Source organism: Mycetocola sp. JXN-3, from assembly GCF_014522285.1.
Taxonomy (GTDB): Bacteria; Actinomycetota; Actinomycetes; order Actinomycetales; family Microbacteriaceae; genus Mycetocola; species Mycetocola saprophilus.
The window spans coordinates 2,772,375-2,797,496 of sequence record NZ_CP041635.1 but is presented as its reverse complement, the minus strand read 5'-3'; the positions used below and the strand labels follow the sequence as shown (position 1 = coordinate 2,797,496).

Sequence of the window (25,122 nt, the reverse complement as noted above, 5' to 3'; positions counted from 1 at the left end):
GTGGTGGTTAGACCAGTGCCGCGCGCAGCTGCTGGAACTGTGCGTCGGTAAGGACCGTCTTCTCGCCGAAGAGGTTCTCAAACAGGGTGCCCTGCCCCGCGGGAATGATGAACCAGACGCCCGGGCCACCCAGCGCCCACACGTTGGTGGTGACGTTTGCATAGACGCGCACGTCGCTGATCTTGCCGCTGCGGCACAGGCGTGCCACACCCTGGTAGTCGGCGTCGTTCAGGGCGACGCGCTCACCGTAGATGGTGCTGTACAGCCCGGTCTCGGCACCCGAAAGCACCTGCCAGGTTCCGGGGCCACCGACGGCCCACTGGTTGGTTGCCGTGTTGGCGTAAACTGCGAATCCTCGAGTCAATTTTTCCTCTTCCGTAGGGTTGGGAACGGAGCCGTTCCCAAAGTTGTTGATGTTCTTTTTGGGGTCTACCGCGTAGCCGAATTTCGGAGTGGGCGGCAAATTGCGGTTGTGCACCTCGAAGTGATGGTGTGGCCCCTTGCTCACGCCGTATTGCGGGCCGCTGTAGCCGATGATTTGTCCTTCGGTTACGGTCTGGCCTACCGCGGGTCCGGCGGGAGACCCGAGCATGTGATATCGCGTGCGCCAGCCGCCACCATGATCAACTTCCTTCCAGTAGTTGATCGCAGTGGAATGGCTTGCGCCAATAACGATGCCGTCGGCTGCTACGGGGACGGGGGTTCCTGCTCCGACCGCAAAGTCAATTCCCTTGTGGTACGGATCTTCGATAAGGTCTCGATCTCCGAATGGAGACGTCATGATCGCCAGTGAAAATGGAAATCTTGCCATTGCTTTCCTTTCTTGTGAGTGGGTTTACTGTGACTTCTCTCTCGCTCCGGAACGAGAAAGTGTGGGATCCTACGCCGGGTGGCGTGGAAAATCTGTGTGGTCAGCGCCCGGCAACCGGAGTGGTGCCGGGGCGATGATTTGACGGGTGGAGGGCGCGGGAGTCGGGATTCTCGATCCCCTCCACCGCGGCCTCGGGGGAGGCCAGCCAGCGCCGGATCTCCGATTCCAGGTAGAGCACCGTTCGGGGACCGCGCTTGATGAAGCGGGGGCCGCGGTCATTGAACCGCAGCCGCGACAGCTTGCCGCGGTTGAGCTGAGGGAATCGCTCCTCGACCTGCCCGGGGTTGAGGAACGTCCGGCCCCGAGCCTCGGCCAGACGGGTCTCGTCGCCGCCCTCCGTAAGGAGTGCCCGGCCGAGCCCGAGCAGCATGAGCCCGAGGAAGGTGGGGGTCGCCTCCTGCTTGCCGGTTTCCACCCGGGAGAGATAGGAGATGTCGGTGTTCCCCAGCTCGGCGGCTTCGGCGAGGGTGAGGTGCGCCTGGGCTCGCAGGGTGCGAAGCGCGCCTCCCGGGGTGATTGTTTCCGTGTTCATGTCAACGAATCTAAAAGATAATTGACAATAATGCAAACCATTTAGGTGACTTTTTGCGTACTAGTGGGTAGTTCGTGACAATTAGCACATTTATTGTTTGCATGGGAAGTCAACGATGTTACGGTAGGGACATGGCAAAAAATGACTTTGCGCGGTTTTCGGCCGCCGAGCGTGAAGAGGTGGCTCAGCGCGTGCGCACCGAGCGTCGGAACCGATCGCTGACCCAGCAGCAGCTGGCGACGGAGGCGGGCGTGACCAGGCAGACCATCGTCAACCTGGAAAACGGCGTCAAGGTTCCCCAGGCCGGCACGCTTCAGCGCATCATGTCGGTGCTTGATGTGCCGCAGGCGGGAGGCGCGGTCAGCGACGCGGCGGCCCGCTATGCCGACGTGCTGGGGCGTCTGGTTGAGCTGGTGCCCGAGGATCGTCGCGAGGTGGCGGTTCAGGAGGCGAGCCAGGTATTGGTGGCGCATATGCTGCCCGCCAATGTCACACCCCTCCGGCAGACTAAGACTCGCTCACGGGACGAGTATCTGATGAGTGTTGACCTGGGTGAGGAAATCGCGGCCGCCACGACCGACGACGGAGGGGCCCCCGAGTTTCCGAATGGATAGTGGATGTATGATCCGTACGCGCATGCCGAAGCCCTGGGGGTGGCCGTGCTTGCCCGGCGGATCGGCGCGCCCACGGGACTCTGGGTGCCGCGCCTGCGCGTGATCTTTGTGCGTCCCGGCCTGACCGCCCGGCATGAGCGCTCGGTGGTGGCGCATGAGGTCGCCCATGTGGTGCTCGGGCACTCGGCAACCAGTCGTAAGGAGGAGCGCGCGGCCGACGCGCTTGCCGCTCGCAATTTGATCGATGATCGTCGTTTCGCCGAGGTTGCCCGCTGGACCCAGCAGCGCCATGAGCTCGCGGTCGAGCTGGGGGTGACCGAACGGATCCTCGGCGCGTACCTCTACGAGCGCGAGCGCCACGCGGGAAACTAGGCCTAGCTCTCCCAGAGATCCAGCTGCACGCCGTAGCGGGCTCCCAGCTCCTCGGTGAGGTGCAGGGTCAGTAGTCCGCCCTCGGCCGCGTGGGTTTCGCGCAGCTCGGGGCGCGTGCGCCAGCCGTGCTCATGATCGAAATGGGTGTTGAATTCCTCGGCCCAGGCCTTCAGCCGCGCACGGAGTGTGGGGGAGAGTTGGGGAAAGTCCTCCTCGGTGGTGAGGCCGTCCGGCCCCCAGAGTGGCCACCCCACCCCATACTCGTTCATGAGGCGGATGGTCTGGGACGGGCCGGGATCCCAGGAGGGTGTCCCGGGCGCGGAGGTGGTGTCGGGACGATAGACCTGTCCCGAAAGCGGGGCGACCGCAAACCACCCCGCAGCATTGTCCGTGGTTGGTTCCACCGCGTAGTTCAGGGTCAGCTCGTCGCCGGGGAGCCCGCGGATGCCCCAGTTTTCGCGTGGGGTTTCGGTCAGGGTGATCTCCACATCCTGTGCCTCGATACCCACGGCCTCAGTGATGCGGGTAAAGAGAGCGCGGATGAAACGCTTCTTGGTCTTGGTGCTGCGCCCGGCAAAGAGGGAAACTTCGATGATTGTGTAATTCTCGCTGCGGTCGGTGGGGAAGATGAAGTCCTCGCGATCGAGCGGGACGAAGCGGTGGAAGCGCTTGGCTTCGGGGAGCCCCAGTTCGGCGACCGCGGCCGCGTGGACCGCGTCCGAGAGGGTCTGCCGGCGCGGGCGAAGCGTGTCCGCGAGTCCATAGACGATGATCTGAGCCATGCATGCCAGTATGCCCGCGTGTGCGCCGCGGCAACAGGGTACGCTGGAATCCTCCCGCGCGTAAGCGCATCCATTTTGGAAGGCTCCGGATAGTGAAACCGCCCACCGTGTATGACGTCGCCGAGCGTGCCGGGGTCTCGATCGCCACGGTCTCGCGGGTGCTGCGCTCGCCGGATCGGGTGCGTCCCGACACCGCCGCCCGGGTCGAGGCAGCCGTGCGTGAACTGGGGTATGTCCCAAGCGGTGCCGCCCGCGGGCTGGCCGAGCGGCGTACCGGCGTGCTGGGTCTCTACCTGCCGGGATTTGACGCCATCGAGGATCTGAGTGAGATCGAACTGCCCGAAACCGGCGGGACCGATATTGTCACCGACCTGGGCAAGACGGCCGACGACCACATCGCCGACCTCTACTTCGATGAGGTTGTGCGCGGAGCCGAACTGGAGGCCTGGCGGCGTGGATACGCGCTGATGGTCGCGGTGGGTCGGGGGAGTAACTCGCTGCAAACCTTCACCGATATGGCCGGCCGGGTGGACGGGTTGATCGTCCTCGCCCGCGCGGTTCCAGATGATGTGCTGAAGCCGTTGGCCGCCCGCATTCCCGTGGTCGTCCTGTCTTCGCGCGGCGACTATGAGGAGTTTGACCGGGTGTCGGTGTCCAACCGCGAGGGCATGGCGGCGCTGACCGATCACGTGCTCTCGCGTACCGACCGTCCGCTGGTGTACCTCGGTGGACCCGAAGAGTCTCCCGACGCCCGGGATCGTCGCCGCGGCGTGCGCGACGCGCTGGAAAAGCACGGGCGCGCCGAGGATATGCGCTGGATCAGCGACACCTTTACCCGGGAAACCGGCCGCCGGGTTGGGCGCGAACTGGCGGACCTGGCGGACGCCGGCGGAGAGCTTCCTGGAGCCGTGCTGTGCGGTAACGACCAGATGGCGCTCGGGGTGCTGGACGAGTTTGCCGCCGCCGGCATCGAGGTGCCCGGGCGCGTGCTGGTCTCGGGATTTGACGGCATCCCCGCCGCGGCGCTGTCGAGTCCGCGGCTGAGCACCGTGCGTCAGCCGATCGAGGATCTGGGCCGGGCGGCGATCGCCCTGCTGGATGAGCGATTCCAAGAGCCGGCGGGGGAGCCGCGCGGGGTGCGCCTGCCGGTGTCGGTCCTGCTGCGCGAGAGCACCGAGCCGACGCGGTAGGGCGTTGCTGTGTGCGGTGGGCGCAATCCATCCCATTTGTGAGGAAAACGCCCGAACCTGGGTGTGACCCGTCCGGGGGCTTTGCGCCACGCTCTGGGGCTTGCATTTTGTAAATGTATGCGCTTACACTGAGGGGGTTGCACGCGTCCGCGTGGCAACTCGACGTGTTCAATGCCCTCCCCCGAACGCGCCGACTCGTGACGAGGATGACTCGAGGTTTCGCATTCAATGAAGAAATTTCCCCGCCGATCGCGACTGCTATCGCTTGTCGCAATCACGATCGCGACGGGTCTAGCCCTCACCGGATGTAACATCCACATCGAGAGCAAGCCGGACCCCACCATTCCCCAGGACACCCTGCTCCTGGCCGCCGATCAGGGCTCGCCCATGTATCAGCGCAACTTCAACCCGTTCATGGCCAACCGCCGGATCGGTGCCGCCTACATCTACGAGCCGCTCGTGATCGTGAACGATGTCAACGGGGATGTGACCCCCTGGCTCGCCCAGAAGGTCACCCAGCCCGACGCCTCCACCGTGGTATTCACCCTGCGGGATGGCGTCAAATGGTCCGACGGCAAGCCGCTGACCGCCAAGGATGTTGAGTTCACCTTCAACCTGCTCAAGACCAGCCCGACCCTGGACATGCAGGGCATCTGGCAGTACATCAGCACGGTCGAAACCGGCACCGAAGAGGGTAGCCAGACCGTGACCGTGCACCTGAAGTCCGCGGACGTTCCCGCCGCCAACATCATCGCGCAGACCCTGATCCTGCCCGAGCACCTGTGGAAGAACGTCAAGGACCCCGGCACCTACACCGATGAAAACCCGGTGGGTACCGGTCCGTTCACGCTCGGCAACTACAGCCCGCAGCAGTACACGATGAACCGCAACGAGAACTACTGGCAGAAGGACAAGGTCACGGTCAAGCACCTGATCCTGCCCGCCACCAACGGTCAGCTCGCCATGGTCACCCAGGGATACGACTGGGGTTACATGTACATGAGCGACGTGAAGAAGACCTGGGGCGGCGCCAACCAGTACAACCGCTACTGGTTCCCGCCGGGTGGTGTGATCTCGCTTCAGCCGAACCTCACCAAGGCTCCGTTCAACAACCCCGACGTGCGTCAGGGAATCGCGCTGGCCCTGGATCGTAAGCAGATCGCCGATGCCGCAACCGAGGGCTCGATGCAGCCCGCAACCCAGGCCGGAATCCTGCTGCCCAACCAGCAGGCAGACCTGGACCCCTCGATCCCCAACGGTGGCGTGATCACCCAGGACCTGGACGCGGCCAAGGCGGCCTTCGCCCGGGCCGGGTACCACGACCAGGATGGCAAGCTTGTGGACGCCTCGGGTAAGCAGCTGAGCTTCTCGCTGCTCACCGCCAACGGCTACACCGACTGGCTGCGTGCGGCCAGCCAGGTACAGCGTCAGCTCTCCGCCCTCGGCATCGACGTCAAGCTCACCCAGCCGCAGCCCCCGGCTTACCAGCTGGCCCTGCGTAACGGTGACTTCGACATCGCCATGGGTGCCTACGGCGGACTCGGTTCGCAGTACCAGGACCTCAACGGTCTGCTGAACAGCTCCAACTTCCGGCCCGTGGGCCAGGAGGCACCGAGCAACTTCGAGCGCTACCAGAACCCGGCGGTGGACGAGATCCTCGCCAAGTACCGCACCTCGCTCGACCCGAACGAAACCCGCGAGCTGGGGTACCAGCTGCAGCACGCGATGGTCACCGACCTGCCGGTGATCTCGCTCTACTACGGCGGTTCCTGGGGCTTGTACAGCGAGAACAAGTACGTGGGCTGGCCCGACGCCGACCACCCGTACGCCTCGCTGAAGACCTACACCCCGACCGCCCTGCTGATCTTCACTTCGCTGAAGCCGCGTGAGCACACCGAGGACAAGAAATAATGAAGTATGCACTGCGCAAGCTCGGCATGCTGCTGCTCACCCTGTGGGCCGCGGTCACGCTGAACTTCTTCCTGCCCCGGCTGATGCCCGGTTCGCCGGCCGACGCCGCAATCGCCAAGCTCTCCCAGAACGGACCCGTGAGCGCCGCGACCCGCGCCGCGATCGAGGCCCAGCTGGGTGTGCCCGGCGGTAACCTGTTCGAGCAGTACGTGCACTACCTCCAGCAGGTGGTCACGCTGGACTTCGGTGTCTCGTTCACCTTCTACCCCGAGAAGGTCTCCGACCTGGTCCTGACGGCCCTGCCCTACACCGTGGTGCTGGTGGGAATCGTCACCATCCTGGCCTTCGTGATCGGTACCCTGATCGGTGTCCTCGCCGCCTGGAAGCGCGGCACCTGGCTCGACACCCTGCCCACCCTGGGCGGCAGCTTCCTGAGCGCATTCCCGTACTTCTGGATCGCCCTGCTGCTGCTGTTCTTCGCGGGCTATGTGGGACACCTGTTCCCGACCTCGGGCGCATCCTCGCCCACCGCGGTGCCGGAGTTCTCGTTCTCCTTCATCGCCGACCTGATCTACCACGCGACCCTGCCGGCCCTGACCATCCTGATCACCTCGCTGGGTGGCTGGATCCTGGGTATGCGTAACGCGATGATCAACACCCTCGGCGATGACTACGTGACCTTCGCCGAGGCAAACGGTCTGCGCGGCCGCACCGTGGCCATCAAGTACGCCGCCCGCAACGCGATCCTGCCGAACCTCACCGGGTTCGGTCTGGCCCTCGGTGGCGTGGTGGGTGGTTCGATCCTGGTGGAGCAGGTGTATGGCTACCCCGGAATCGGATACCTGCTGTACAACGCCGTGGTCAACCAGGACTACCCGCTGATGCAGGCCCTCTTCTTGATGATCACCGTGAGCGTGCTCATCGCTAACTTCCTCGTAGACATTCTCTACGGTGTACTCGACCCAAGGACGCGACGATGACATCCACCACCACTACCCCCGTGCGGGCGCGCGCACTGCGTGGCACCCTGCGCACGATCGGCCGCATCGCCGGCACCATTTGGTCCAACCCCCGGGCCCGGATCGGCGTGGTCCTGCTGGCCATCTTCATCATCACCGCAACCTTCGCCCCCTGGCTTGCCCCCTACGGCGCCAGCCAGGACGGCTTCGAACGCAGCGCCGGCGGCTCGGCCGCCCACTGGCTCGGGACCACCGCCGCCGGTGAGGACGTCCTCTCGCAGATCATCTGGGGCGCCCGCGTCTCGGTCTTCGTGGGATTCGCGGCCGGTGCGATCGCCACGGTAATCGCCGTGCTGATCGGCCTCAGCTGGGGCTACTCACGCGGCTTCGGCGGCGACGTGGTCGGGTTCATCGTCAACCTGTTCCTGGTTATCCCGGGTCTGCCGCTGATGATCGTGATCGCCTCCTACCTGCAAAACGGTGGCATCGTGATGATCATCGCGGTGATCGTGGTCACCGGTTGGGCCTGGGGTGCGCGCGTGCTGCGCAGCCAGACCCAGACGCTGCGCTCGCGTGACTTCGTGACCGCCGCCCGGTTCGCCGGGGACTCCTCATTCCGCATCATCTTCCGTGAGATCCTGCCCAACATGACCTCGCTGATCACCGGTTCGTTCTTCGGTGCGGCCACCGCGGCGATCCTCGCCGAGGCGGGCCTGGAATTCCTGGGTCTGGGTGACCCGACCACCGTCAGCTGGGGAACCATGCTCTTCTGGGCACAGAACTCCAACGCGCTGCTCACCGGACAGTGGCTGCTGCTGTTTGCTCCGGGTCTCTGCATCGCGCTGCTGGCCACGAGCCTCACGCTCATCAACTTTGGTGTCGACGGGATTTCCAACCCGCGGCTTCGGGAAGGAAAGGGTCGATGACCACCAACACCACTCCCGCAGGGGGAGCCGAAGAGCCGATTCTGCGGGTCGAAAACCTCACGGTGGAGTACCGCAGCGAGGGCTTCGAGCCGGTCGCCGCAGTCAAGAACGTGTCCTTCAGCCTGCGTCGTGGCGAGTTCATCGGACTCGTGGGCGAATCGGGTTCGGGGAAGTCGACCCTGGGCTTTGCACTGACCCGTCTGGCCAAGCCGCCGGCAACCATCGTGAACGGGAAGATCCTGTTCCACGGATCCGACATTCGCACCCTGGATGCTGAGGCCCTGCGCAAGCAGCGTCGCGGCGGATTCGCGATGGTGCTGCAGTCGGGCATGAACGCGCTGAACCCGGTGCGCACCATTCGCAAGCACTTCCACGACATCTTCCGTGCCCACGGTCACGTCGAGGCGGGCAGCTTCAATGCCCGCGCGAGCGAGCTGGTGCGCAAGGTTGAGCTGCCCGAGACGGTGCTGGATCGCTACCCCGGGGAACTCTCCGGCGGTATGCGTCAGCGGGTTTCGATCGCCCTGGCGCTCTCGCTTGAGCCCGAACTGCTGGTCTTTGATGAGCCCACCACCGCGCTGGACGTGCTCGTGCAGCACGCGGTGATGGACACCATCCGCCAGCTTCAGGCCAGCGAGGGGTTCACCGCGATCCTGATCTCCCACGACCTGGGTATCGTGCTGGAATCCACCGAGCGTGTGCTCGTGATGCATGACGGCGTCGTGGTGGAGGATGGCCCGAGCCACCAGATCCTGGACGATCCGCAGGCCGAATACACCCGGATGCTGCTCAGCCACTATGCGGACCCGCGCGCCGAGGAGATCCACATCCCCGGCTTCAGCACCCGCGGACGCTCGGCCGATGCCGCGCGTGCCGAGCGTGCCACCACCTCGCCGCGATCCGATGCTCGGGCGGCCCGCCGCGCCGACGCCTCGATCGTGGTCGAGGGCGTGAGCAAGGTCTATGCACCGCCGCGTCGGGGCGAGGCACCCGTGGTCGCGGTGGACAACGTGTCCTTCACGCTGGCACCGGGGGAGTCCCTGGCGCTGGTGGGCCAGTCAGGTTCGGGTAAGTCGACGATCGCCAAGCTGGTAACCGGCGCGGAAAAGCCCAGCTCCGGCCTCGTGCGCTTCGGTGACTCGAACCTCTCGGCGCTGCGCCGCCGCGAACTGCGTGAGCTGCGCAAGAACGTCCAGATGGTGTTCCAGGACCCGTATGCGGCGCTGAACCCGCTGCACACGGTGGAGTACACGCTGCTGCGCCCGATCCTGAACTTCACCGAGCGTCGCGGCGAGGCCGCGCGCGAGCGCATGCTGGAGCTGCTGGAAACCGTGGGGCTGACCCCCGCGGAGACCTTCGCGCAGAAGCTCCCGCACCAGCTCTCCGGTGGTCAGCGTCAGCGCGTTGTGATTGCCCGCGCCCTGGCGAGTGACCCGCAGGTGCTCGTGGCCGATGAGCCGGTGTCGATGCTGGATGTCTCGCTGCGCGCGGGTGTCCTGGGTCTGCTTGAGGATCTGCGCGAGCAGTGGGGTGTGAGCATGCTCTACATCACCCACGACCTGCTGAGTGCGCGCCTAGTGACCGATCGGATGATGGTGCTGAACTCGGGCCGCGTGGTCGAGTCAGGCCCCACCGCCGACGTGCTGCGCAACCCCAGCGACGAGTACACCATCCGCCTGCTGGACGCCGTGCCCAACCCCGCGCGGGCACGCGAAACCCGCTAAACCCGGGGTGTCCGGGATCCCGTGTCCCGGACGCCCTGATCCCACCGGTGCACCCGAACCCGATTCGGATGCACCGGTGGGAAACCCCGCTTCACCGCCCGAGCCTCGCGAAGGAGACCCCATGAGTACCCCCGACTCGACCACCACCCCCGGTTCCACGATCACCCCCGGTAGCCCGTTTGGCGGCCTGGAGCTGGACCCGCGGGTGACCCCGCTGAACATTGCCGCCGGGGTGGGAACGCTCACCGCGCTGCACTCGGCCCCCGTCGGGGAGCGGCGTGGCACGGTGCTGTTTGTGCCGGGTTTCACCGGGTCTCGTGAGGACTTCCGCACGTTCCTGCCGCTGCTGGCCGAGCGCGGCTGGGATGCCTGGGTGTACAGCCAGCGCGGTCAGGCCGATTCGGTGGGACCCGAGGGCGTGGAGAACTACACGCTTGATCTGTTCGCCGCCGACGCCGTCGAGGTGGCCCGAATCGTGGCCGCCGAAACCGGAGTCGCCACCGTGCACCTGGTGGGCCACTCGTTCGGTGGCTGCGTCGCCCGCGCCGCGGCGATCCTGGACCCCTCGGCGTTTGGCAGCCTGACCCTGCTCTGCTCGGGCCCGCACGGCTGGCCCGGCCGCCATCAGGACACCGAGTTTGCGGTGCAGGAGGGCGGCTCAATCGGCCTCTGGTATCGCGACAACCCGCACACCCTGGGCATGCCCGATGAGGACATGGATCCCGAGATGGCCTTCCTGCGCCACCGCGCCGCCGCGACCTCCTCGGACAACCTGATCTCGGGTGCGCGGATCCTCCGCAACGACCCCGATACCACCCCCGAGCTGGCCGCGACTCGCCTGCCGGTGCTGGTGGTTCACGGCGAGCACGACGACAAGTGGCCGATCCCGATGCAGCGCGAAAGCGCCCTGCGCCTCGGGGCCGACTACGCGGTGATCCCCGTCGGTGCCCACTCGCCCCAGTTCGAAGCGCCCGAGGCCACCGCGGTGGCCCTGGATGCGTTTTGGGCCGACCACTAAATTTCCCCTACCGTCCGCACATTCACGACCAAGGAGTAGTACCGTGCTGAAATTCCCCGAAGGCTTCCTCTGGGGTGCCGCGACCGCCGCGCACCAGATCGAGGGCAACAACGTCAACAGCAACTGGTGGGTCATGGAGCACGCCAAGGACACCACGATTGTGGAGCCCAGCGGCGACGCCATGGACAGCTACCACCGCTACCCGGAGGACATGAAGCTCCTCGCGGATGCCGGTCTGAACTCCTACCGGTTCAGCATCGAGTGGGCCCGGATCGAGCCCGAGCGTGGATTCTTCTCCAACGCCGAGATCGACCACTACCGTCGCATGATCGACACCGCGCATGAGCTGGGCCTGGACCCCACCGTGACCCTGATGCACTTCACCGTGCCGCGCTGGATGTACAACGACGGATTCTGGCGTGCCAAGGACGCCGCGGACCTGTTCGCGCGCTACACCGAGAAGCTGCTGCCGATCCTGCAGGACGTCAAGCACGTGTGCACGATCAACGAGCCGAACATCGCCGCGATGCTCGCCGGCGGCGAGGACGCCTCGAACCTGGTGGCCTACGGCCTGCCCAACCCGGACCTGGGCGTCGCCGACACCCTGCTGGAGTCGCACCGTCGTTCGCGCGAGGTGCTCTCGCAGATCTCCGGTCTGAAGTCCGGCTGGACCGTCGCGACCCAGGCCTTCCACTCCACCGGTGAGCCCGGCGCGGACGAGATGATGCGCGAGTACGGTCACCCTCGCGATGACTGGTACCTGGAAAACGTGAAGGGTGATGACTTCGTGGGCGTGCAGGCGTACACCCGCACCTTCATCGGACCCAACGGCCCGCTGCCCGTGTCCGAGGACGTCGAGACCACCCTCACCGGCTGGGAGTTCTTCCCCAAGGCCCTGGAGATGGGTGTGCGTTCGGCCTGGGAGCTCACCGAGGGTGTGCCGGTCTTCGTGACCGAAAACGGCATCGCCACCGCCGATGACACCCGCCGCATCGCCTACCTGGACGGCGCTCTTGAGGGCCTCCACTCGGCCATGCAGGACGGCGTCGAGGTGCTGGGTTACCAGCACTGGAGCGCACTGGACAACTACGAGTGGGCCTCGGGCTTCCGCCCGACCTTCGGCCTGATCGCCGTGGACCGCGAAACCTTCGTGCGCACCCCCAAGCCCTCGCTGGCCTACCTGGGTGAGATCGCCAAGCGCAACGCGCTCTAAGCTTCACCACTGAAAATGCCCGGGGAGGCATACCCTAGTCTCTCCGCTTAGCAGAGATGCCCGGGGTCGCGTAGCGCGACCCCGGGCAGTGTCTATTCCGCGGCGATAGCGTCCCAGGCCGGGAACGGACGAAACACCCCGGGCAACCGATACGCATACCCCTGATCATCACGATCAGTAGTATCCCAAGGTGCTCCCGCAGCATTTTCTGCATCACGACGCTCAGCAATCGCCGTCAGCAGGGCAAACTGGTCGCCCCAATGAACTGGGGTATGTCCGGACAGTTTCACCTCACCCGGCGACACCATGACCTCAAACCGGAAGCCCTCGGGTGTTGTCGTTGTGATCCGGCTCGAATCATTCCGGAACGATTCCTCGTTTACTTCCCACCCGCGTGCTTCCCATGCCCGAGACGCTTCCGGAAGAGTCGAGGAAAGGTCCTCATCCCCAACTCGCCAACGGCTCGCGTTGAAGTAATACGAGTTCTCCTTCGTCTCACCCGCCAGACCACTCCCCAGCACATAGCCCTGCCCGGGAATCACCTCAGATTCGACCGAACCGTCCAACCATTCACCGGCATTAATCTCCTTCTGAAGCTCGCCAAGACGCTCATTCAACTCCCGATACTGCCCACCAGCACGCTGATACTGTTCCTTGAGAGTCATGGCCATCGCCTGCTGCGCCGTAACCCCGGAATGTTCAGACACCGGAACCGGTGCCTGAACCGCGCACCCTGACAACACCAAAACACCCAACACCGCCCCCGCACTCCACCCCCGAATGCTCATCTAGTCACCGACACGCTAGTTCGCCACCGCGTCCCAGGCCGGGAACGGGCGAAACACCCCGGGCAGGCGGTACGTATACCCCTGCTCGTCACGATCAGTGGTGTCCCACGGCGCACCCGCCGCGTTTTCCGCATCACGCCGCTCAGCAATCGCCATCACTAGGGCATATTGGTCACCCCAATACACCGCGGACATGCCCGTAAGCTCTAGCGCTCCAGGACTTCCCTTTGCCTCAAACCAAAAACCATCCGGAGTCGTCGCCGTGATCCGCGGCTGACCACTATGCCGCTTCCCATCAGACACCTCCCACCCCTTCGCCTTCCATGACCGTGCAACCTCCGCAAAAGTGGGGCTCAAATCGTCCTCGGTGATGTACATGCGAAAAACATTGAAGTAGTAACTGTTTTCCCGGTTATCACCCTTCAGAGAATTCCCCAGCGTAAACCCCTGACCTGGGACAACCTCCGAATCAGTCCCGCCCTCACGCCACTCACCGGGATAGATCTCTTTCTGAAGCGCAGCAACCCGCTCATTCAACTCCTGATACTGCCCACCAGCACGCTGATACTGTTCCTTGAGAGTCATGGACTTCACTTCGCTTTCAGTAATTCCGGATGAATCAGTAACTGGATCTTGGATGGAACACCCTGAAAGGGCCAGGATTCCCACACAGGCCGCGATACCAACAACACGGCGACGCCTGGTGCTCACTTGTGTTTTTCCCATGTTCCCCTCATGATCTCGTTCAGTTCCTCAACCGTGCTCGACTTAGCATTCAAATACCCAATTTCGTCGTTTGCGGCCGTCCCGTCAACAGTGTCGGCTAACCACTGTGCGCCGGGTATCCCCGACCAATCAACGGGATTCACAAGATTATGCATGGTCACCGCCTCACCCTTTTCAGTTTTCTCCGACGTGAATTCGTCCGCTCCGTCCAAATCTCGCGGGTCAACCCGTGCCTCATACGTCCCTCCGCCATCGTCCTGAGCGGAACGGAACTGCACATAGCGCCCAAGAGTCTGTGCTATGTTGTCACCCTTTGCATGGGTCGCATATATTTCATCAACCCCCAGCTGATCAGCCGTCGTACCGTATTTCAAACCCGCTGATCCGAGCGTAACGTAGGCGTTCACGTGCGCATCGGTGCGTTTGAGGGCTTCGGCAAGGACGTTGGTGCCGTAGGAGTGTCCAATCCCAACAAGACGATTAACCGGATTACCGGCACGCTGAGCGGTAATACCATCCAAGAACGACGCAAGACGCGGAGCGCCCGCATCGGCACGGTTCTGGACCGTCTCCTCAAGCATATTTGGCGCGTGATACCCAATCCACGTCACCATCGCCGTGTTTGAGGTCGCCCCTCGACGAATCGCGTTAAACGCATCAAAGGCATCACTCATCTCACGGACGTTGGACATCATCCCGGAAACAAACACGCCGACCGTGGACGCTTCATCCATGTTGCCCATTGAGATGCCGGCCGTCATAGCACCGTCATGCCGACCAAGTGAGACTAGTTGGATGGTTTCCCCCGGCGCGACTCTTGCTTGAGCCAGGTTCAACGATTTCCGGATCGCTTCCAAATCCTTTTTGAAGTCCTCAAGTGATCGTTCGCCTTCTTTGAAGCCCATCCGCCGGTAGGCCTCGCGGAGGTTGAGAGTTTCCCCATCCACATGGCACGCACTAAGCGGATCGAGGGCATAGTCGAGGGCGTAGCGTCCGGCCTGATCCATGACGTGAACGGGATGCCGTTCAGGGACGCAAGCTCGAAGGACTTCGACCGAATAAACTCATCGGCGTTAAACCCCGTCGACCCCGAGAGGAACGACCAGGTAGCGGCCACCTGCGCGGGCGTTAGGTTCTTATCCAGAAGTAACGTCTGAAGCCCCCTCGCCCCCGTCACGGCAACGGTCCCGGCCAGGGTGATCTCGAAATCGGAAAGGCTCCCCGAACCGGCGTTTTCAAACGCGGCGGCCACGGCCTCGATCCAGCTCGCATCGGCCTGATTCTCCGACAGCAACATCTTGGTCGCCGCCGGGGTACTCACCACCCCTAACGGCCCCAGGAGCACGACCCCACAAACCGTGACCAGGCATTATTCACCCGGGTAAACTCCGACTCCATCGCGGTGTTTCCCGCCCGCGACTGCGTGACAAACCTTCGCAGTCGTTCGGGATCAGCGGAGCTTCTTCCCTCGGCAGACGCGGCAGCCGTCCGGGTCCGCGATCTCACGGAGGCGAACGTGGAAATCGTCGGCGGCGCAATCGGGTATTCCGAGGGCCGAGGATCCAGCAGCCCCTCGCTCAACGGCACCGGCATGACCAGCCCAAACGAGGTGGTGTTTGCCTCCCGCCGAGCGGCATCTCGCGCCTTCCACTCGGAAAGCTTCTTCAGCCGGTCGCGCTCCTGCTGTGCTTTAGTCTTTGCGTCACGCACCTGATCCGCGAGCGCGTTAAACGCTCCTGCCAGCCCGCCTCGGTCCTCCGACTCGCTCGTGCCAGCCTCGGTGAACAGGGTCGCGTACCCGCCGGAAAAGTCGACCACGGCATCTTCCACCGAGCCACGGCGCTGTGCACCCTGACCGCGAAGGATCGTGGCCGCCGATGTGGCGGACTCGATCAACATATCCGCGGCACCGTTTTCGAATGCAATCGGCATCGCTTTCACCCCCAAAATTTTGAAAACGCCGCCTGTTCTGTCTTACTCACAGGATTCGGCGTTTCCCCCGAGCCTCATCCTACCGCGCAGATTCAGGTGCCGCACACGAGAGAACGACGGTGCGAAGATGCCTAGGCGTGAAGCCTGGTTCCAGGTCTCCGGGGTTATGAGGGAAATACCTGGGTCGAATTCAAGTCGAAACCGGCTCGGCTCAGACACCTCTTGCGTACGTGCTGCCGCGTCTGCTCGACGAGCGTACTCGGCCTTGTCGATCGTGCCGCGTGCGTAATCCGTAAGGTTCTTTACGTCTTCGCGGTTGGGTTTCCCCAGCCCTCGTGTCAACCTGACGCGAGCGTGTTAGTACCGGATTTTCAGCCGACGCTCAAGTCGGTAGTTGAGGCGGATCGGGAGCTAACCCTTCAGGCGGAAGCTTGGAAGGGGCTGGAACAGCGGGGTGTCCGGGGCCGCCGGGTCGGTGGCGCGCTCGTGCAGGAGCGGCAGCGCCTCGTCGAGGCTGCTCCCCAGGCGGTGCAGGGATCCGAGCCCGCGGGATTCCCAGATCGGGAGTTCACCCTGCGGCGTGCGGGCACCGAGCTCCCAGAGTAGGTAGTCGCCGTTTTCGCTCCACCCAAAAACCTCGAGTCGTTCGGACAGGTCCCAGGAGCCATCGGGCTCGATGACCCAGGTGTACTCCTCGGCGCGGCTGTCGGCGTACACAACCCGAAAGTGCTCGCTCAATCGTGAGGTGCGGCCCGGCCAACCATCGGCGTACCCCTCCCTGACCGGGGGATAGATGAACCACAGCCCAAAGAGCCGCCCCCAGCCCACCTGGCGAATCAGCGCACGATAGGACGGTGGAAACGGCTCACCGTCGCCGAGTCGGATCCGATCGAGAGCGTCGGTATCGATGTGCTCACGCGTGGGGGAGTCGGGGGTGCCAATCCACTCGATCGCGGGCAGCCCCGCACCCGTACCATCTCGCTGCGTGTCGTTCATACGGAAATGCTAGCGGGTGGGTTCTCGTCGCGCAGGTAGGCGAGCACCGCGAGCACCCGGCGATGACCGCTGTCGGTTGCGGCCAGGCCGAGCTTGGCAAAGATGTTGCCGATGTGTTTACTCACGGCGGTCTCGGTGACAAAGAGCCGCGCGGCAATGGTGAGGTTGTCGAGGCCCTCGGCCATCAGCCCCAGCACCTCCCGTTCACGCGGGGTGAGCGAGCGCACCGGATCGTCCATGTGGCGCCGGCTCATCAGCTGAGCGATCACCTCGGGATCCATGACGGTGCCCCCGGCAGCGACCCGGTTCAGGGCATCCACAAACGCGGCGACCCGCCCCACCCGCTCCTTGAGCAGGTATCCGAGGCCCTCGGCACCGGCAGCCAGCAGTTCGCCCGCATACCGGTCCTCGACATAGGCCGAGAGCACCAGGACCGGAAACCCCGGACGTCGAGAACGCGCCTCGGCGGCCGCGCGGAGTCCCTCATTGGTGAAGGTGGGAGGCATCCGCACATCAAGCACCGCCGCGTCCGCCTCGTCCAGCCGGTCAAGAAAACCCTCGGCATTGTCGACGGCGGCCACCACCTCGAAGCCCTCGCTCTCCAGCAGCAGCGCCAGCCCCTCCCGCAGGAGGGTGTTGTCTTCGGCGATTATGATGCGCACGGGATCTCCACTCTAATGATGGTGGGACCGCCCACCGGGCTGATGAGTTCCAGGGTTCCCTCGAAGGCCAGAGCGCGGCGGCGAATGCCTGCGATTCCGCCGCCCGCGCGCTCGATCGCGCCGCCGCTGCCGTTGTCCTCGATCTCGAGCGTGAGCAGCTGTGCTTCTCGGCGAACCTGCACCGATGCGCGCGAGGCGGTGGCGTTTTTGTTGAGGTTGTTCAGCGCCTCGGCCACCACAAAGTAGGCGGCCGATTCGATGGCCACGGGGACGCGTCCGATGCCGGTGGCCTCCAGCGTGCAGGGCACCACGCTGCGCCCGGCCAGGGCGGCCAGGGCACCATCGAGTCCGTGCTCCTCCAGGATCGGCGGATAGATATCGTGCACCGTGTGCCGCAACCCGGCCAGGGCCTCGGTGGCCGCATCCTGTGCGCGGCGGACGTGGTCGCGCGCCGTGGGGTCCCCGTTTTCGATCGCGCGTTCGGCCATCCCCAGCATCATGACGATCCCCACGATGCGGTTTTGCGCGCCGTCGTGCAGGTCACGCTCGATCCGGCGTAACTCGGCCGCATGGGCATCCAGCGCGGCGGCGCGGCTCAGGGTGAGCGCATTCACCCGCTCGGCCAACAGCGCGCGCCGCGGAAGCGCGAGCAGGGCGGCGGATGCCCGAGCATACAGGTGTGCGGCGAGCGGAATGAGAACAACCAGCACCAGCAGATATCCCAGTATCAGCAGCGGGAGTGAGAGGCCGACCGGCCAGAGGAGGACCGGGTCGGGGGCGCTCGCCGGTTCCATCCCCAGGCCTGCCAACCAGCGATACACGGTGTTGATCGCGTGCAGGACACCAAACGGGAGAGTCAGGATGACCGTGACCAGGAAGAGTGTGGGGATCGCGTCGAGAGCGAGCCACAGGACGTCACGCCCGGTATCGCGAGAGAGGGCAAAGCGCAGTCGATCATCAATCAGCGCATCGCGTCTCAGCGTGCCCGTGGGGCCGGCAACCGGATCGCCACGATAGCGTCCGACCCGCTCCCGGGCCCGGTTCGACCACCACCGTAACACCCGTGCCAGCTCGGGAGCCAGCAGGACACCTCGGCTGATGATCATCACCGGGAGCAGCGCGAGAATGACACAAAACAGCACAACGGATCCGAGCGAGCCCACCGTCGACAACGCGAAGAATCGCAGATCTCGCAGCCACCGATGTGTGCGTCGCAGTTTCACATATCGAGTCTTCCACAGGAGGACCGGTACCACGGTATAGCTGGCTCCACCATCGAATGGGGAGTGGGCCGGATGGTACAGGGGCCGCCAAATTTCTACGGTTGAAACATGACATCACGTCAGCTCAATTCAACGAAAGGTTTACGCTCGTGTCTGGAATTTCCACGCTTCGCCGTGTGATGACCCGGTCGACCCTCGTCGCCGCGGCCTGTGCCCTGACCCTCACCGCCGGTGCCGCCACCGCAAACGCGGCCACCATCACCCCCGCTGCGGCTCATTCTCAGATGGCCGCCACCGGATTCAAGACCATCGTGGGAGGAGATAAAGCCTCGGAGAAGTACCCGTTTATGGTGAGCATTCCGATTAAAGCCCCGGCCTCCGGCCTCAACAACGGTAACTGCGGTGCCGCACTGATCGACCCCGAATGGGTCGTGACCGCCGCGCACTGCCTCGACATGCAGATTGGATCCTTCGCCAAGGGCAAGGTACGAATCGGCAGCGATAAGCGCTCCTCGGGTGGCACCGTCCGCACCATTACCCAGGTGTTCCTGAACCCCGGATACGCTCAGGGCCAGCCCAACCAGAACGATGTGGCGCTGGTACGCCTGGATCGTCCGGTCAAAAATAAGCCGATCGTGATTGCCAAGCGGGCGGCCGACTTTGGCAGCGCCACTCGAATTCTCGGGTTCGGAATCACCAAGCCCAATAAGGATCCGCAGAAGTGGAAGATGTCGGAGAAGCTGCGTCAGCTCGACACCATGCGCGGAAGCCTCGAGGAGTGCGATCCCGGGTTTGCCGGTGATACCCGTCTCTGCACCGTGAGTCACACCGCCAACGCGATGGCCTGCAACGGTGACTCGGGTGGCCCCCAGATCCAGAAAGGCAAGGACAACGCCTGGGAGCTGATCGGCGTCACCTCCGGCCCGGGTGCAAAGAGTCCCTCCTGCGAGAAGGGCCCGGGACTCTATACCAACGTGACCGCATTCCACGACTGGATCTCTCAGACCATCGAGGCCAATAAGTAGGCATGAGCCTCCCATGGGTCGGGAAGCGGATCGGATTTCCGCTCTCGGCCCGCGGGCACGGAGTCTGTGGACCTACCGCTGGGGGAAATCGTGTGGTGTGCCCATCAGCGCCGGGGCCAGCGCATCGAGGCGGCGGGCGCGTGCCTGCAGCGCACGGGCGTCACGGTCGCGGCGGATCGCGGCCACCCCCACCAGCAGGGTTTCCGGGTGCACGGCCGGCAGCGGCGAGGTGAAGACGGCGGCCTCGGCGGCCAGCTCGCTGGCCACGCGCAGGCGCGATTCGGGGGTGAAGCGGTCCGCCTGGGCCAGGAACTGGCTGATTCGACGGGCGAGTGGCTCGGGGAGCTTGGCGACGTCGGCGATCTGTGCCCATCCGTATAGCTCGGGCGGCATCGGTCGGATAAAACGACGAATTTGCGGGACTCGCTCGTGCTGGGAGTAGGTTCCCGCCAGGAGGTCCCCCAGACGGCGGCTGCGATTATTCAGCAGCCCCACGGTCGCGGCCAGCCCGCCGAGGGTGAGATACAGTTCCAGGACTCCCACGAAGGCTCGGGTCAGGGCATGGCGGAACGAAATTGCCCCGCCATCGTTGCGCACAATTCGTGCACCCACCGTGAAGCGGCCCACCGAGCGGCCGCGGGTGAGGGTTTCCACGGTGGCCGGGAGGATGACCAGCCCGGTTGCTAGGACGGCCACGCTGAATGCCTGCGCGATGGCCGCATCCATGTCGATCATCGTGGACAGCATCCCCAGCAGCATGAAGCAGCCGATGATGAAGATCACCGTGACCAGGCCGTCGATCAGGGCACCGGCGGCGCGCAGCAGGAACGAGGTGTGGCGCACCTCAAGGGCCACGGCCTCACCGGTGATGAGTTCGTTTTCCGTGCTGTCGCCGACGGCAATCGGCGAAAATGTCGCGGTCATGTCTACAATCTAAGCAGATGGATCTTGACGCGTATCGTGCCGCGCACGAAAAAGAATGGACCCGGCTTCAGGCGCTCGCCGCCAGGGGCTCGCTCAGTGGTGCCGAGGCGGATGAGTTCATCGCCCGCTATCAGTCGGCCGCGAGTGATCTTTCGGTCCTGCAGGCGGCCGCCGGCAGCACCCCGGATGGGGATCGGCTCGGGGTGATTATCGCCCGCTCCCGGCTGCGCTTTACCGCCGCGAGCAAAAACGTCCTGCTTCAGCTGGGCGAGTTTTTTGTGCTGCAACTGCCGGCCGCGCTCTATCGGATTCGCTGGCTGACCCTCGCCGTGGCGCTGGCCACGATCCTGATCGCGGTGGCGTGGGCCATCTGGCTGCTGGGGGATCCGCAGCTGGTCTACAATCTGGGGACCCAGGCCGGATTGGAGAAGTACGCCTCGGAGGACTTCTACCAGTACTACTCCGAGTATGCGTCCTCCTCGTTTGGGGCGATGGTCTGGACCAATAACGCGTGGATCGCCGCCCAGGCGGTGGCCTTCGGGGTCACCGGAATCTGGGTGCCGTTTATCATTGCGCAGAACGCTCAGGGGCTGGGGCAGTCCTTCGCGATCCTGCACACCTTTGGCCACGGCGGAGATTTCTTCCTCTACATTGCCCCACACGGCATGCTGGAGTTGACGGCGATCTTTGTGGCCGCCGCCGCGGGACTGCGTATCTTCTGGGCCTGGGTGGCTCCGGGCAAGCGTCCGCGTCTGGTGGCGCTCGCCGAGGACGGTCGCTCGCTGATCACCGTGGCCATCGGCCTGGTGTTTGTGCTGGGTGTCTCGGGGGTCGTGGAGGGCTTTGTGACCGGATCCGAGCTGCCCTGGCCGGTGAAAATCGGAATCGGTGCCGCGGTGTTCCTGGGGTTCCTCGCGTACGTGCTGATTCTGGGACGGAAGGCCTATCGGTCCGGGGAAACCGGCGATCTGGGCGAGTTTGAATCCGGTGCCCAGCGCGTCTACGCGGGCTAGTTCAACCTCCGTTCGCCACACGGAAACCCCTCATTATTTTTAGTCATTCAAAAAAGCGTGTAGGGTGGGTGTCATGACAGTCGCCACCACCGAGGAGCTCTCCGACGCCATTCGCGGCGCAGGTCTCCGTCTCACGGCCCCGCGTCTCGCGGTGCTGCGTGCGGTGGGCGAGAAGTCGCATGTGGATGCCGGCACCGTGTTTGAGCGGGTCCTCGCGGACCTCCCGGACACCTCGGTGCAGGCCGTCTACGGCGTCCTGTCTGCGCTCACCGATGCCGGCCTGCTGCGTCGGATCGAACCGGCCGGTTCCCCGGCCCGGTATGAGCGTCGGGTGGATGATAACCACCATCACATCGTGTGCACCCGCTGCGGTGCGATCAACGATGTGGACTGTGTTGTGGGGCACGCTCCGTGCCTGCATCCGGGCAACGCCTCGGGTTACACGGTGCAGACCGCCGAGGTCACGTTCTGGGGGCTGTGTCCGGCCTGTCAGGACGAGGTGGCCCGAGCGGAAAAAACGGCCGAACCCGTCTCCTGAACCAGGCGGTCCCGGCCACATCCGGACACTGTGACACACCCCGGTGGCTACTGCCATATCGGGGTACTTGCCAGCGAAAAAAGAGGAGATCACCATGACGGAATCACCGACCACCACCACCAACTCCGGCGCCCCGGTCAGCGCCGATTCGCACTCGCTTGCGATCGGCCGCGACGGCGCGATCCCGCTGCACGACCACTACCTCGTCGAGAAGCTCGCCCAGTTCAACCGCGAGCGTGTGCCGGAGCGTGTGGTGCACGCCAAGGGTGGCGGAGCCTTCGGTACCCTGACCGTGACCCACGATGTCTCGGCGTACACCAAGGCCGCGCTGTTCCAGCCCGGTGTGGTCACCGAGGCCCTGGCCCGGTTCTCGACCGTCGCCGGCGAGGCCGGAAGCCCGGACACCTGGCGCGACCCGCGCGGTTTCGCGCTGAAGTTCTACACCACCGAGGGTAACTACGACCTGGTGGGCAACAACACCCCGGTGTTCTTCATCCGCGACGGCATCAAGTTCCCCGACTTCATCCACTCGCAGAAGCGTCTGCCGGGCAGCCACCTGCGCGACAACGACATGCAGTGGGACTTCTGGTCGCTCTCCCCGGAGAGTGCCCACCAGGTGACCTGGCTGATGGGTGACCGCGGTATCCCCGCTAACTGGCGTCACATGGACGGCTTCGGCTCGCACACCTACCAGTGGATCAACGCCGAGGGTGAGCGCTTCTGGGTCAAGTACCACTTCCGCACCAACCAGGGCAATGCCTCGCTGACCGCCGAGGAAGCCGAGCGTCTGGCCGGAACCGACGCCGACTACATGATCCGCGACCTCCACGACGCCATCGAGCGCGAGGAGTTCCCGAGCTGGACCGTCTCGGTTCAGGTCATGGGCTACGAGGATGCCAAGACCTACCGCTTCAACCCGTTCGACCTCACCAAGGTGTGGCCCAAGGCCGACTACCCGCTGATCGAGGTGGGTCAGTTTGAGCTGAACCGCAACCCGGAGAACTACTTCGCGCAGATCGAGCAGGCGACCTTCGCCCCCTCGAACTTCGTGCCGGGTATCGCCGCCAGCCCCGACCGTATGCTGCTGGCCCGCATCTTCTCCTACGCGGATGCACACCGCTACCGCGTGGGCACGAACCACGCTCAGCTGCCGGTGAACGCCCCCAAGAGCGAGGTTCACTCGTACTCGCAGGACGGTGCCGCACGCTACTCCTTCAATTCCGCCTCGACTCCGGTGTATGCACCGAACTCGGTGGGTGGCCCCGCCGGAGATTCCGCCTACGCCGCCGACGAGCGCGGCTGGGAGAACGACGGCGAGTTCGCTCGGACCGCCGCCAGCCTGCACGCCGAGGACGACGACTTCGGCCAGGCCGGAACCCTCGTCCGCGAGGTTATGGATGACGCGCAGCGCGCACGTCTGCTGGCCACCATCACCGGTCACGTGGGTGCCGTCCAGAACACCGAGATCCGTGCCCGGGCGATTGCCTACTGGACCAACGTGGATGCAACCCTGGGCGCGGCCCTCGCCGCCAACCTGGCCGCCTAGGCTCGGTTCCCCTTTCGCCGCACGGCGTCGCCCTCACCGGCGACGCCGTGCGGTTTTTTTGGTGGTTCCCGGGAGGGCTCCGCGGCGATGCCGGCTGGGGGCGAGGTTCTGGCGCGCGGTCGGGGGATCCGGCTACGCTGGGGGTACTCTTCACCGGCGAAAGGACCCCCCGATGCGACTCGGCATGATCACCCTGGACACCCTCGATCCGGCACCCGTGGCGGCCTGGTGGGCGAGACTTCTCGGCGGTGCGCTCAATGATGTGGGTGGGACGGGGGAGTTTCTGGTGCTTTCGGGCGCTATTCCCGGCATCAACCTGGGATTCGCCAAGGTTCCGGACCCGACACCGGGGAAAAACCTCATCCACCTCGATTTTGACCTTGAAGCCGGTGAGGAGCGTGAAGCCCTGCTGGATTCGGTGCGTGCGGCGGGTGCCACCCATCAGGCACACCACGAGTATCCGGGCATCCAGTGGGACGTGTTCACCGACCCCTTTGGAACCGTATTCTGCATCGGCGACGCGCACGACTAAGCGATCGTTGTTACCGGCCCGGCTCGGCCCGGCCCGGTGTCGTTGAGCTCGGCCCGTCTCAGCCCGGCGAGTGACGGAGCTTAGTGCTGCGTGGGTGCGGGGCCCGGGTTGCGATCCACGGTGTCCAGGAGTTCGGCCAGGCGCTGTGAATCGGCGAGATAGCGATCATAGGGGAACCCCTCGCGGATCAGCCACTCGCGAAGCTGCGTGGCGCTGGCGGTGCCCGATGCGTGAAACGCCGCGAGCCCGAGCGGGGTCGCCGAGGCGAGGCGTCGCTTGGCGTGGCTGGGGTCGGTGATGATGTCCACAAACCCCTCGTCGCGCAGCGTGCGCAGGGCGCGGGAGGTCGCCGCTTCGGAGAGGCCGACGGAGTCGGAGAGCTGGCGCTGGGTCATGCCCGGGGACTCCTCCAGTGTGCCGATAATCCGAACCTGGGTATAGGTCAACCGGGCGTCACCGGTGGCCATGCGCCTGCGCGCGAGGTCCCCAAAGGTTGCGACGACGCGGTGCAGCAGATCGGCAATTCCATCATCCATGTGATCAGTATAGCGCAGTCTTGCGCGCGCAATATTGCGTGTGCAAGACTGTCGATATGTCTACCTCACAGTTCATTTTTGAAACGTCCGTTCCCGCCCTCTGGCTGCTGATCGCCGTGATCGGGGCGAGCATTCACTCGGCGCGATCCACGAAACTTTCGCGGCTGGAAATTTGGCAGCGCTGGTGGGCGGTGGCCGCGCTCGGGTGCGGAAGTGCCTGGATGACCCTGTCCTTCCTGGTGATCCCCGATGTGATGACCACCGCGATCGGGTTCCAGCAGACCCCATTTGTCACTGAGATCGCGTTTGCCAACCTGGGCCTGGCAATCGGCGGTTTCCGTGCCGTGCGCGCCGGGGCTCGGGAGCGCATCACGATCGGCCTGATTGCGGGAATGTTCCTCTGGGGTGCCACCCTCGGGCACGTCTATCAGTCACTGGCCCACGGCAACTGGGCACCCGGAAACACCGGGGGCGTGCTCGCCTATGACGTGCTGATCCCGGCCGTGATGATCATCCTGGCCGTCCGCAGCCGTCGCCTGGAGGCCGCGGCACCGGCCACGGTGTCCTAA

28 protein-coding genes and 1 pseudogene are annotated in these 25,122 nt (G+C 64.7%); 15 read left to right on the top strand and 14 right to left on the bottom strand.

The genetic code is table 11. The annotated features are described in order from the left end of the window. Positions 1–7 precede the first annotated feature (7 nt). From C7C57_RS15875 to C7C57_RS12680, 3 genes and pseudogenes are all read right to left on the bottom strand, one after another. Positions 8–364, bottom strand: a complete 357-nt coding sequence (locus tag C7C57_RS15875; protein ID WP_255505679.1) for a hypothetical protein — start codon at positions 362–364, stop codon at positions 8–10. A 111-nt stretch (positions 365–475) separates the two neighbouring features. Continuing rightward, a pseudogene (locus C7C57_RS15990) lies at positions 476–781 on the bottom strand (M23 family metallopeptidase); the annotation flags it as partial. A 130-nt stretch (positions 782–911) separates the two neighbouring features. Further along, complete coding sequence (locus C7C57_RS12680; RefSeq protein WP_187976704.1) at positions 912–1,403, bottom strand: helix-turn-helix transcriptional regulator; 492 nt, start codon at positions 1,401–1,403, stop codon at positions 912–914. Positions 1,404–1,534: 131 nt separating this feature from the next. Here C7C57_RS12680 and C7C57_RS12675 point away from each other — a divergent pair, with 131 nt between their 5' ends. Beyond that, positions 1,535–2,017: a helix-turn-helix transcriptional regulator gene (locus C7C57_RS12675; RefSeq protein WP_187976703.1), complete on the top strand. Its 483-nt coding sequence runs from the start codon at positions 1,535–1,537 to the stop codon at positions 2,015–2,017. 3 nt (positions 2,018–2,020) lie between these two features. Continuing rightward, positions 2,021–2,389, top strand: a complete 369-nt coding sequence (locus C7C57_RS12670) for an ImmA/IrrE family metallo-endopeptidase (protein WP_187976702.1) — start codon at positions 2,021–2,023, stop codon at positions 2,387–2,389. Positions 2,390–2,391: 2 nt separating this feature from the next. On the opposite strand, the gene C7C57_RS12665 is transcribed toward C7C57_RS12670, so the two are convergent. Continuing rightward, positions 2,392–3,171 (bottom strand): tautomerase family protein, encoded by a 780-nt coding sequence (locus C7C57_RS12665; RefSeq protein ID WP_187976701.1) that lies wholly within the window; start codon positions 3,169–3,171, stop codon positions 2,392–2,394. A gap of 92 nt (positions 3,172–3,263) precedes the next feature. Here C7C57_RS12665 and C7C57_RS12660 point away from each other — a divergent pair, with 92 nt between their 5' ends. The 7 genes from C7C57_RS12660 to C7C57_RS12630 all read left to right on the top strand — a co-directional run bounded on the left by C7C57_RS12660 (position 3,264) and on the right by C7C57_RS12630 (position 12,112). After that, on the top strand, positions 3,264–4,361 hold the full coding sequence (locus C7C57_RS12660) for a LacI family DNA-binding transcriptional regulator (RefSeq protein WP_255505678.1): 1,098 nt from the start codon (positions 3,264–3,266) through the stop codon (positions 4,359–4,361). Between the two features lie 228 nt (positions 4,362–4,589). Next, entirely contained in the window at positions 4,590–6,272 is a 1,683-nt protein-coding gene (locus C7C57_RS12655; RefSeq protein WP_187976699.1) for an ABC transporter substrate-binding protein, read from the top strand. Next, positions 6,272–7,252, top strand: a complete 981-nt coding sequence (locus tag C7C57_RS12650; protein ID WP_030148966.1) for an ABC transporter permease — start codon at positions 6,272–6,274, stop codon at positions 7,250–7,252. The genes C7C57_RS12655 and C7C57_RS12650 overlap by 1 nt, the downstream gene beginning before the upstream one ends. Further along, positions 7,249–8,157 (top strand): ABC transporter permease, encoded by a 909-nt coding sequence (locus C7C57_RS12645; RefSeq protein WP_121689240.1) that lies wholly within the window; start codon positions 7,249–7,251, stop codon positions 8,155–8,157. The genes C7C57_RS12650 and C7C57_RS12645 overlap by 4 nt, the downstream gene beginning before the upstream one ends. Next, positions 8,154–9,881 carry an ABC transporter ATP-binding protein gene (locus C7C57_RS12640; protein ID WP_187976698.1) on the top strand — a complete coding sequence of 576 codons (1,728 nt, stop codon included), beginning with the start codon at positions 8,154–8,156 and terminating at the stop codon, positions 9,879–9,881. The genes C7C57_RS12645 and C7C57_RS12640 overlap by 4 nt, the downstream gene beginning before the upstream one ends. 121 nt (positions 9,882–10,002) lie before the next feature. Then, entirely contained in the window at positions 10,003–10,899 is an 897-nt protein-coding gene (locus C7C57_RS12635) for an alpha/beta fold hydrolase (RefSeq protein ID WP_187976697.1), read from the top strand. Positions 10,900–10,942: 43 nt separating this feature from the next. Further along, positions 10,943–12,112, top strand: a complete 1,170-nt coding sequence (locus C7C57_RS12630) for a glycoside hydrolase family 1 protein (protein WP_121648305.1) — start codon at positions 10,943–10,945, stop codon at positions 12,110–12,112. 92 nt (positions 12,113–12,204) lie between these two features. Here the strand turns inward: C7C57_RS12630 and C7C57_RS12625 are convergent, their stop codons facing one another. The 8 genes from C7C57_RS12625 to C7C57_RS12590 all read right to left on the bottom strand — a co-directional run bounded on the left by C7C57_RS12625 (position 12,205) and on the right by C7C57_RS12590 (position 18,439). Beyond that, a complete protein-coding gene (locus tag C7C57_RS12625) occupies positions 12,205–12,819 on the bottom strand; it encodes a hypothetical protein (protein WP_187976695.1) in 615 nt (204 codons plus the stop codon). A 96-nt stretch (positions 12,820–12,915) separates the two neighbouring features. Further along, the gene (locus tag C7C57_RS12620) at positions 12,916–13,611 is read right to left on the bottom strand and encodes a hypothetical protein (RefSeq protein WP_187976694.1); all 696 of its coding nucleotides are present in this window, start codon (positions 13,609–13,611) and stop codon (positions 12,916–12,918) included. Further along, positions 13,608–14,633 carry an alpha/beta hydrolase gene (locus C7C57_RS12615; protein WP_187976693.1) on the bottom strand — a complete coding sequence of 342 codons (1,026 nt, stop codon included), beginning with the start codon at positions 14,631–14,633 and terminating at the stop codon, positions 13,608–13,610. Before C7C57_RS12615 ends, C7C57_RS12620 begins: the two co-directional genes overlap by 4 nt. A gap of 319 nt (positions 14,634–14,952) precedes the next feature. After that, positions 14,953–15,558 (bottom strand): hypothetical protein, encoded by a 606-nt coding sequence (locus C7C57_RS12610; RefSeq protein WP_187976692.1) that lies wholly within the window; start codon positions 15,556–15,558, stop codon positions 14,953–14,955. Positions 15,559–15,600: 42 nt separating this feature from the next. Beyond that, positions 15,601–15,900 (bottom strand): hypothetical protein, encoded by a 300-nt coding sequence (locus C7C57_RS12605; protein ID WP_255505677.1) that lies wholly within the window; start codon positions 15,898–15,900, stop codon positions 15,601–15,603. A 69-nt stretch (positions 15,901–15,969) separates the two neighbouring features. Further along, positions 15,970–16,554 carry an SMI1/KNR4 family protein gene (locus C7C57_RS12600; protein WP_223144754.1) on the bottom strand — a complete coding sequence of 195 codons (585 nt, stop codon included), beginning with the start codon at positions 16,552–16,554 and terminating at the stop codon, positions 15,970–15,972. Continuing rightward, positions 16,551–17,216: a response regulator transcription factor gene (locus C7C57_RS12595; RefSeq protein WP_187976691.1), complete on the bottom strand. Its 666-nt coding sequence runs from the start codon at positions 17,214–17,216 to the stop codon at positions 16,551–16,553. The genes C7C57_RS12600 and C7C57_RS12595 overlap by 4 nt, the downstream gene beginning before the upstream one ends. After that, positions 17,204–18,439: a histidine kinase gene (locus tag C7C57_RS12590; RefSeq protein WP_255505676.1), complete on the bottom strand. Its 1,236-nt coding sequence runs from the start codon at positions 18,437–18,439 to the stop codon at positions 17,204–17,206. Before C7C57_RS12590 ends, C7C57_RS12595 begins: the two co-directional genes overlap by 13 nt. Positions 18,440–18,588: 149 nt before the next feature. On the opposite strand from C7C57_RS12590, the gene C7C57_RS12585 reads away from it, so the two are divergent. Further along, positions 18,589–19,464: a trypsin-like serine protease gene (locus tag C7C57_RS12585; RefSeq protein WP_223144753.1), complete on the top strand. Its 876-nt coding sequence runs from the start codon at positions 18,589–18,591 to the stop codon at positions 19,462–19,464. Positions 19,465–19,536: 72 nt separating this feature from the next. Here the strand turns inward: C7C57_RS12585 and C7C57_RS12580 are convergent, their stop codons facing one another. After that, on the bottom strand, positions 19,537–20,388 hold the full coding sequence (locus C7C57_RS12580) for an RDD family protein (protein ID WP_187976690.1): 852 nt from the start codon (positions 20,386–20,388) through the stop codon (positions 19,537–19,539). A gap of 17 nt (positions 20,389–20,405) precedes the next feature. Here C7C57_RS12580 and C7C57_RS12575 point away from each other — a divergent pair, with 17 nt between their 5' ends. The 4 genes from C7C57_RS12575 to C7C57_RS12560 all read left to right on the top strand — a co-directional run bounded on the left by C7C57_RS12575 (position 20,406) and on the right by C7C57_RS12560 (position 24,017). Next, positions 20,406–21,401 carry a stage II sporulation protein M gene (locus C7C57_RS12575; protein ID WP_030148957.1) on the top strand — a complete coding sequence of 332 codons (996 nt, stop codon included), beginning with the start codon at positions 20,406–20,408 and terminating at the stop codon, positions 21,399–21,401. A gap of 73 nt (positions 21,402–21,474) precedes the next feature. Next, entirely contained in the window at positions 21,475–21,939 is a 465-nt protein-coding gene (locus C7C57_RS12570; RefSeq protein WP_030148956.1) for a Fur family transcriptional regulator, read from the top strand. Positions 21,940–22,033: 94 nt separating this feature from the next. After that, positions 22,034–23,485: a catalase gene (locus C7C57_RS12565; RefSeq protein ID WP_187976689.1), complete on the top strand. Its 1,452-nt coding sequence runs from the start codon at positions 22,034–22,036 to the stop codon at positions 23,483–23,485. Between the two features lie 172 nt (positions 23,486–23,657). Then, the gene (locus C7C57_RS12560; protein WP_187976688.1) at positions 23,658–24,017 is read left to right on the top strand and encodes a VOC family protein; all 360 of its coding nucleotides are present in this window, start codon (positions 23,658–23,660) and stop codon (positions 24,015–24,017) included. 80 nt (positions 24,018–24,097) lie between these two features. Here the strand turns inward: C7C57_RS12560 and C7C57_RS12555 are convergent, their stop codons facing one another. Next, on the bottom strand, positions 24,098–24,553 hold the full coding sequence (locus C7C57_RS12555) for a MarR family winged helix-turn-helix transcriptional regulator (RefSeq protein WP_187976687.1): 456 nt from the start codon (positions 24,551–24,553) through the stop codon (positions 24,098–24,100). Positions 24,554–24,609: 56 nt separating this feature from the next. Here C7C57_RS12555 and C7C57_RS12550 point away from each other — a divergent pair, with 56 nt between their 5' ends. Continuing rightward, positions 24,610–25,122: a DUF6790 family protein gene (locus C7C57_RS12550; RefSeq protein WP_030148952.1), complete on the top strand. Its 513-nt coding sequence runs from the start codon at positions 24,610–24,612 to the stop codon at positions 25,120–25,122.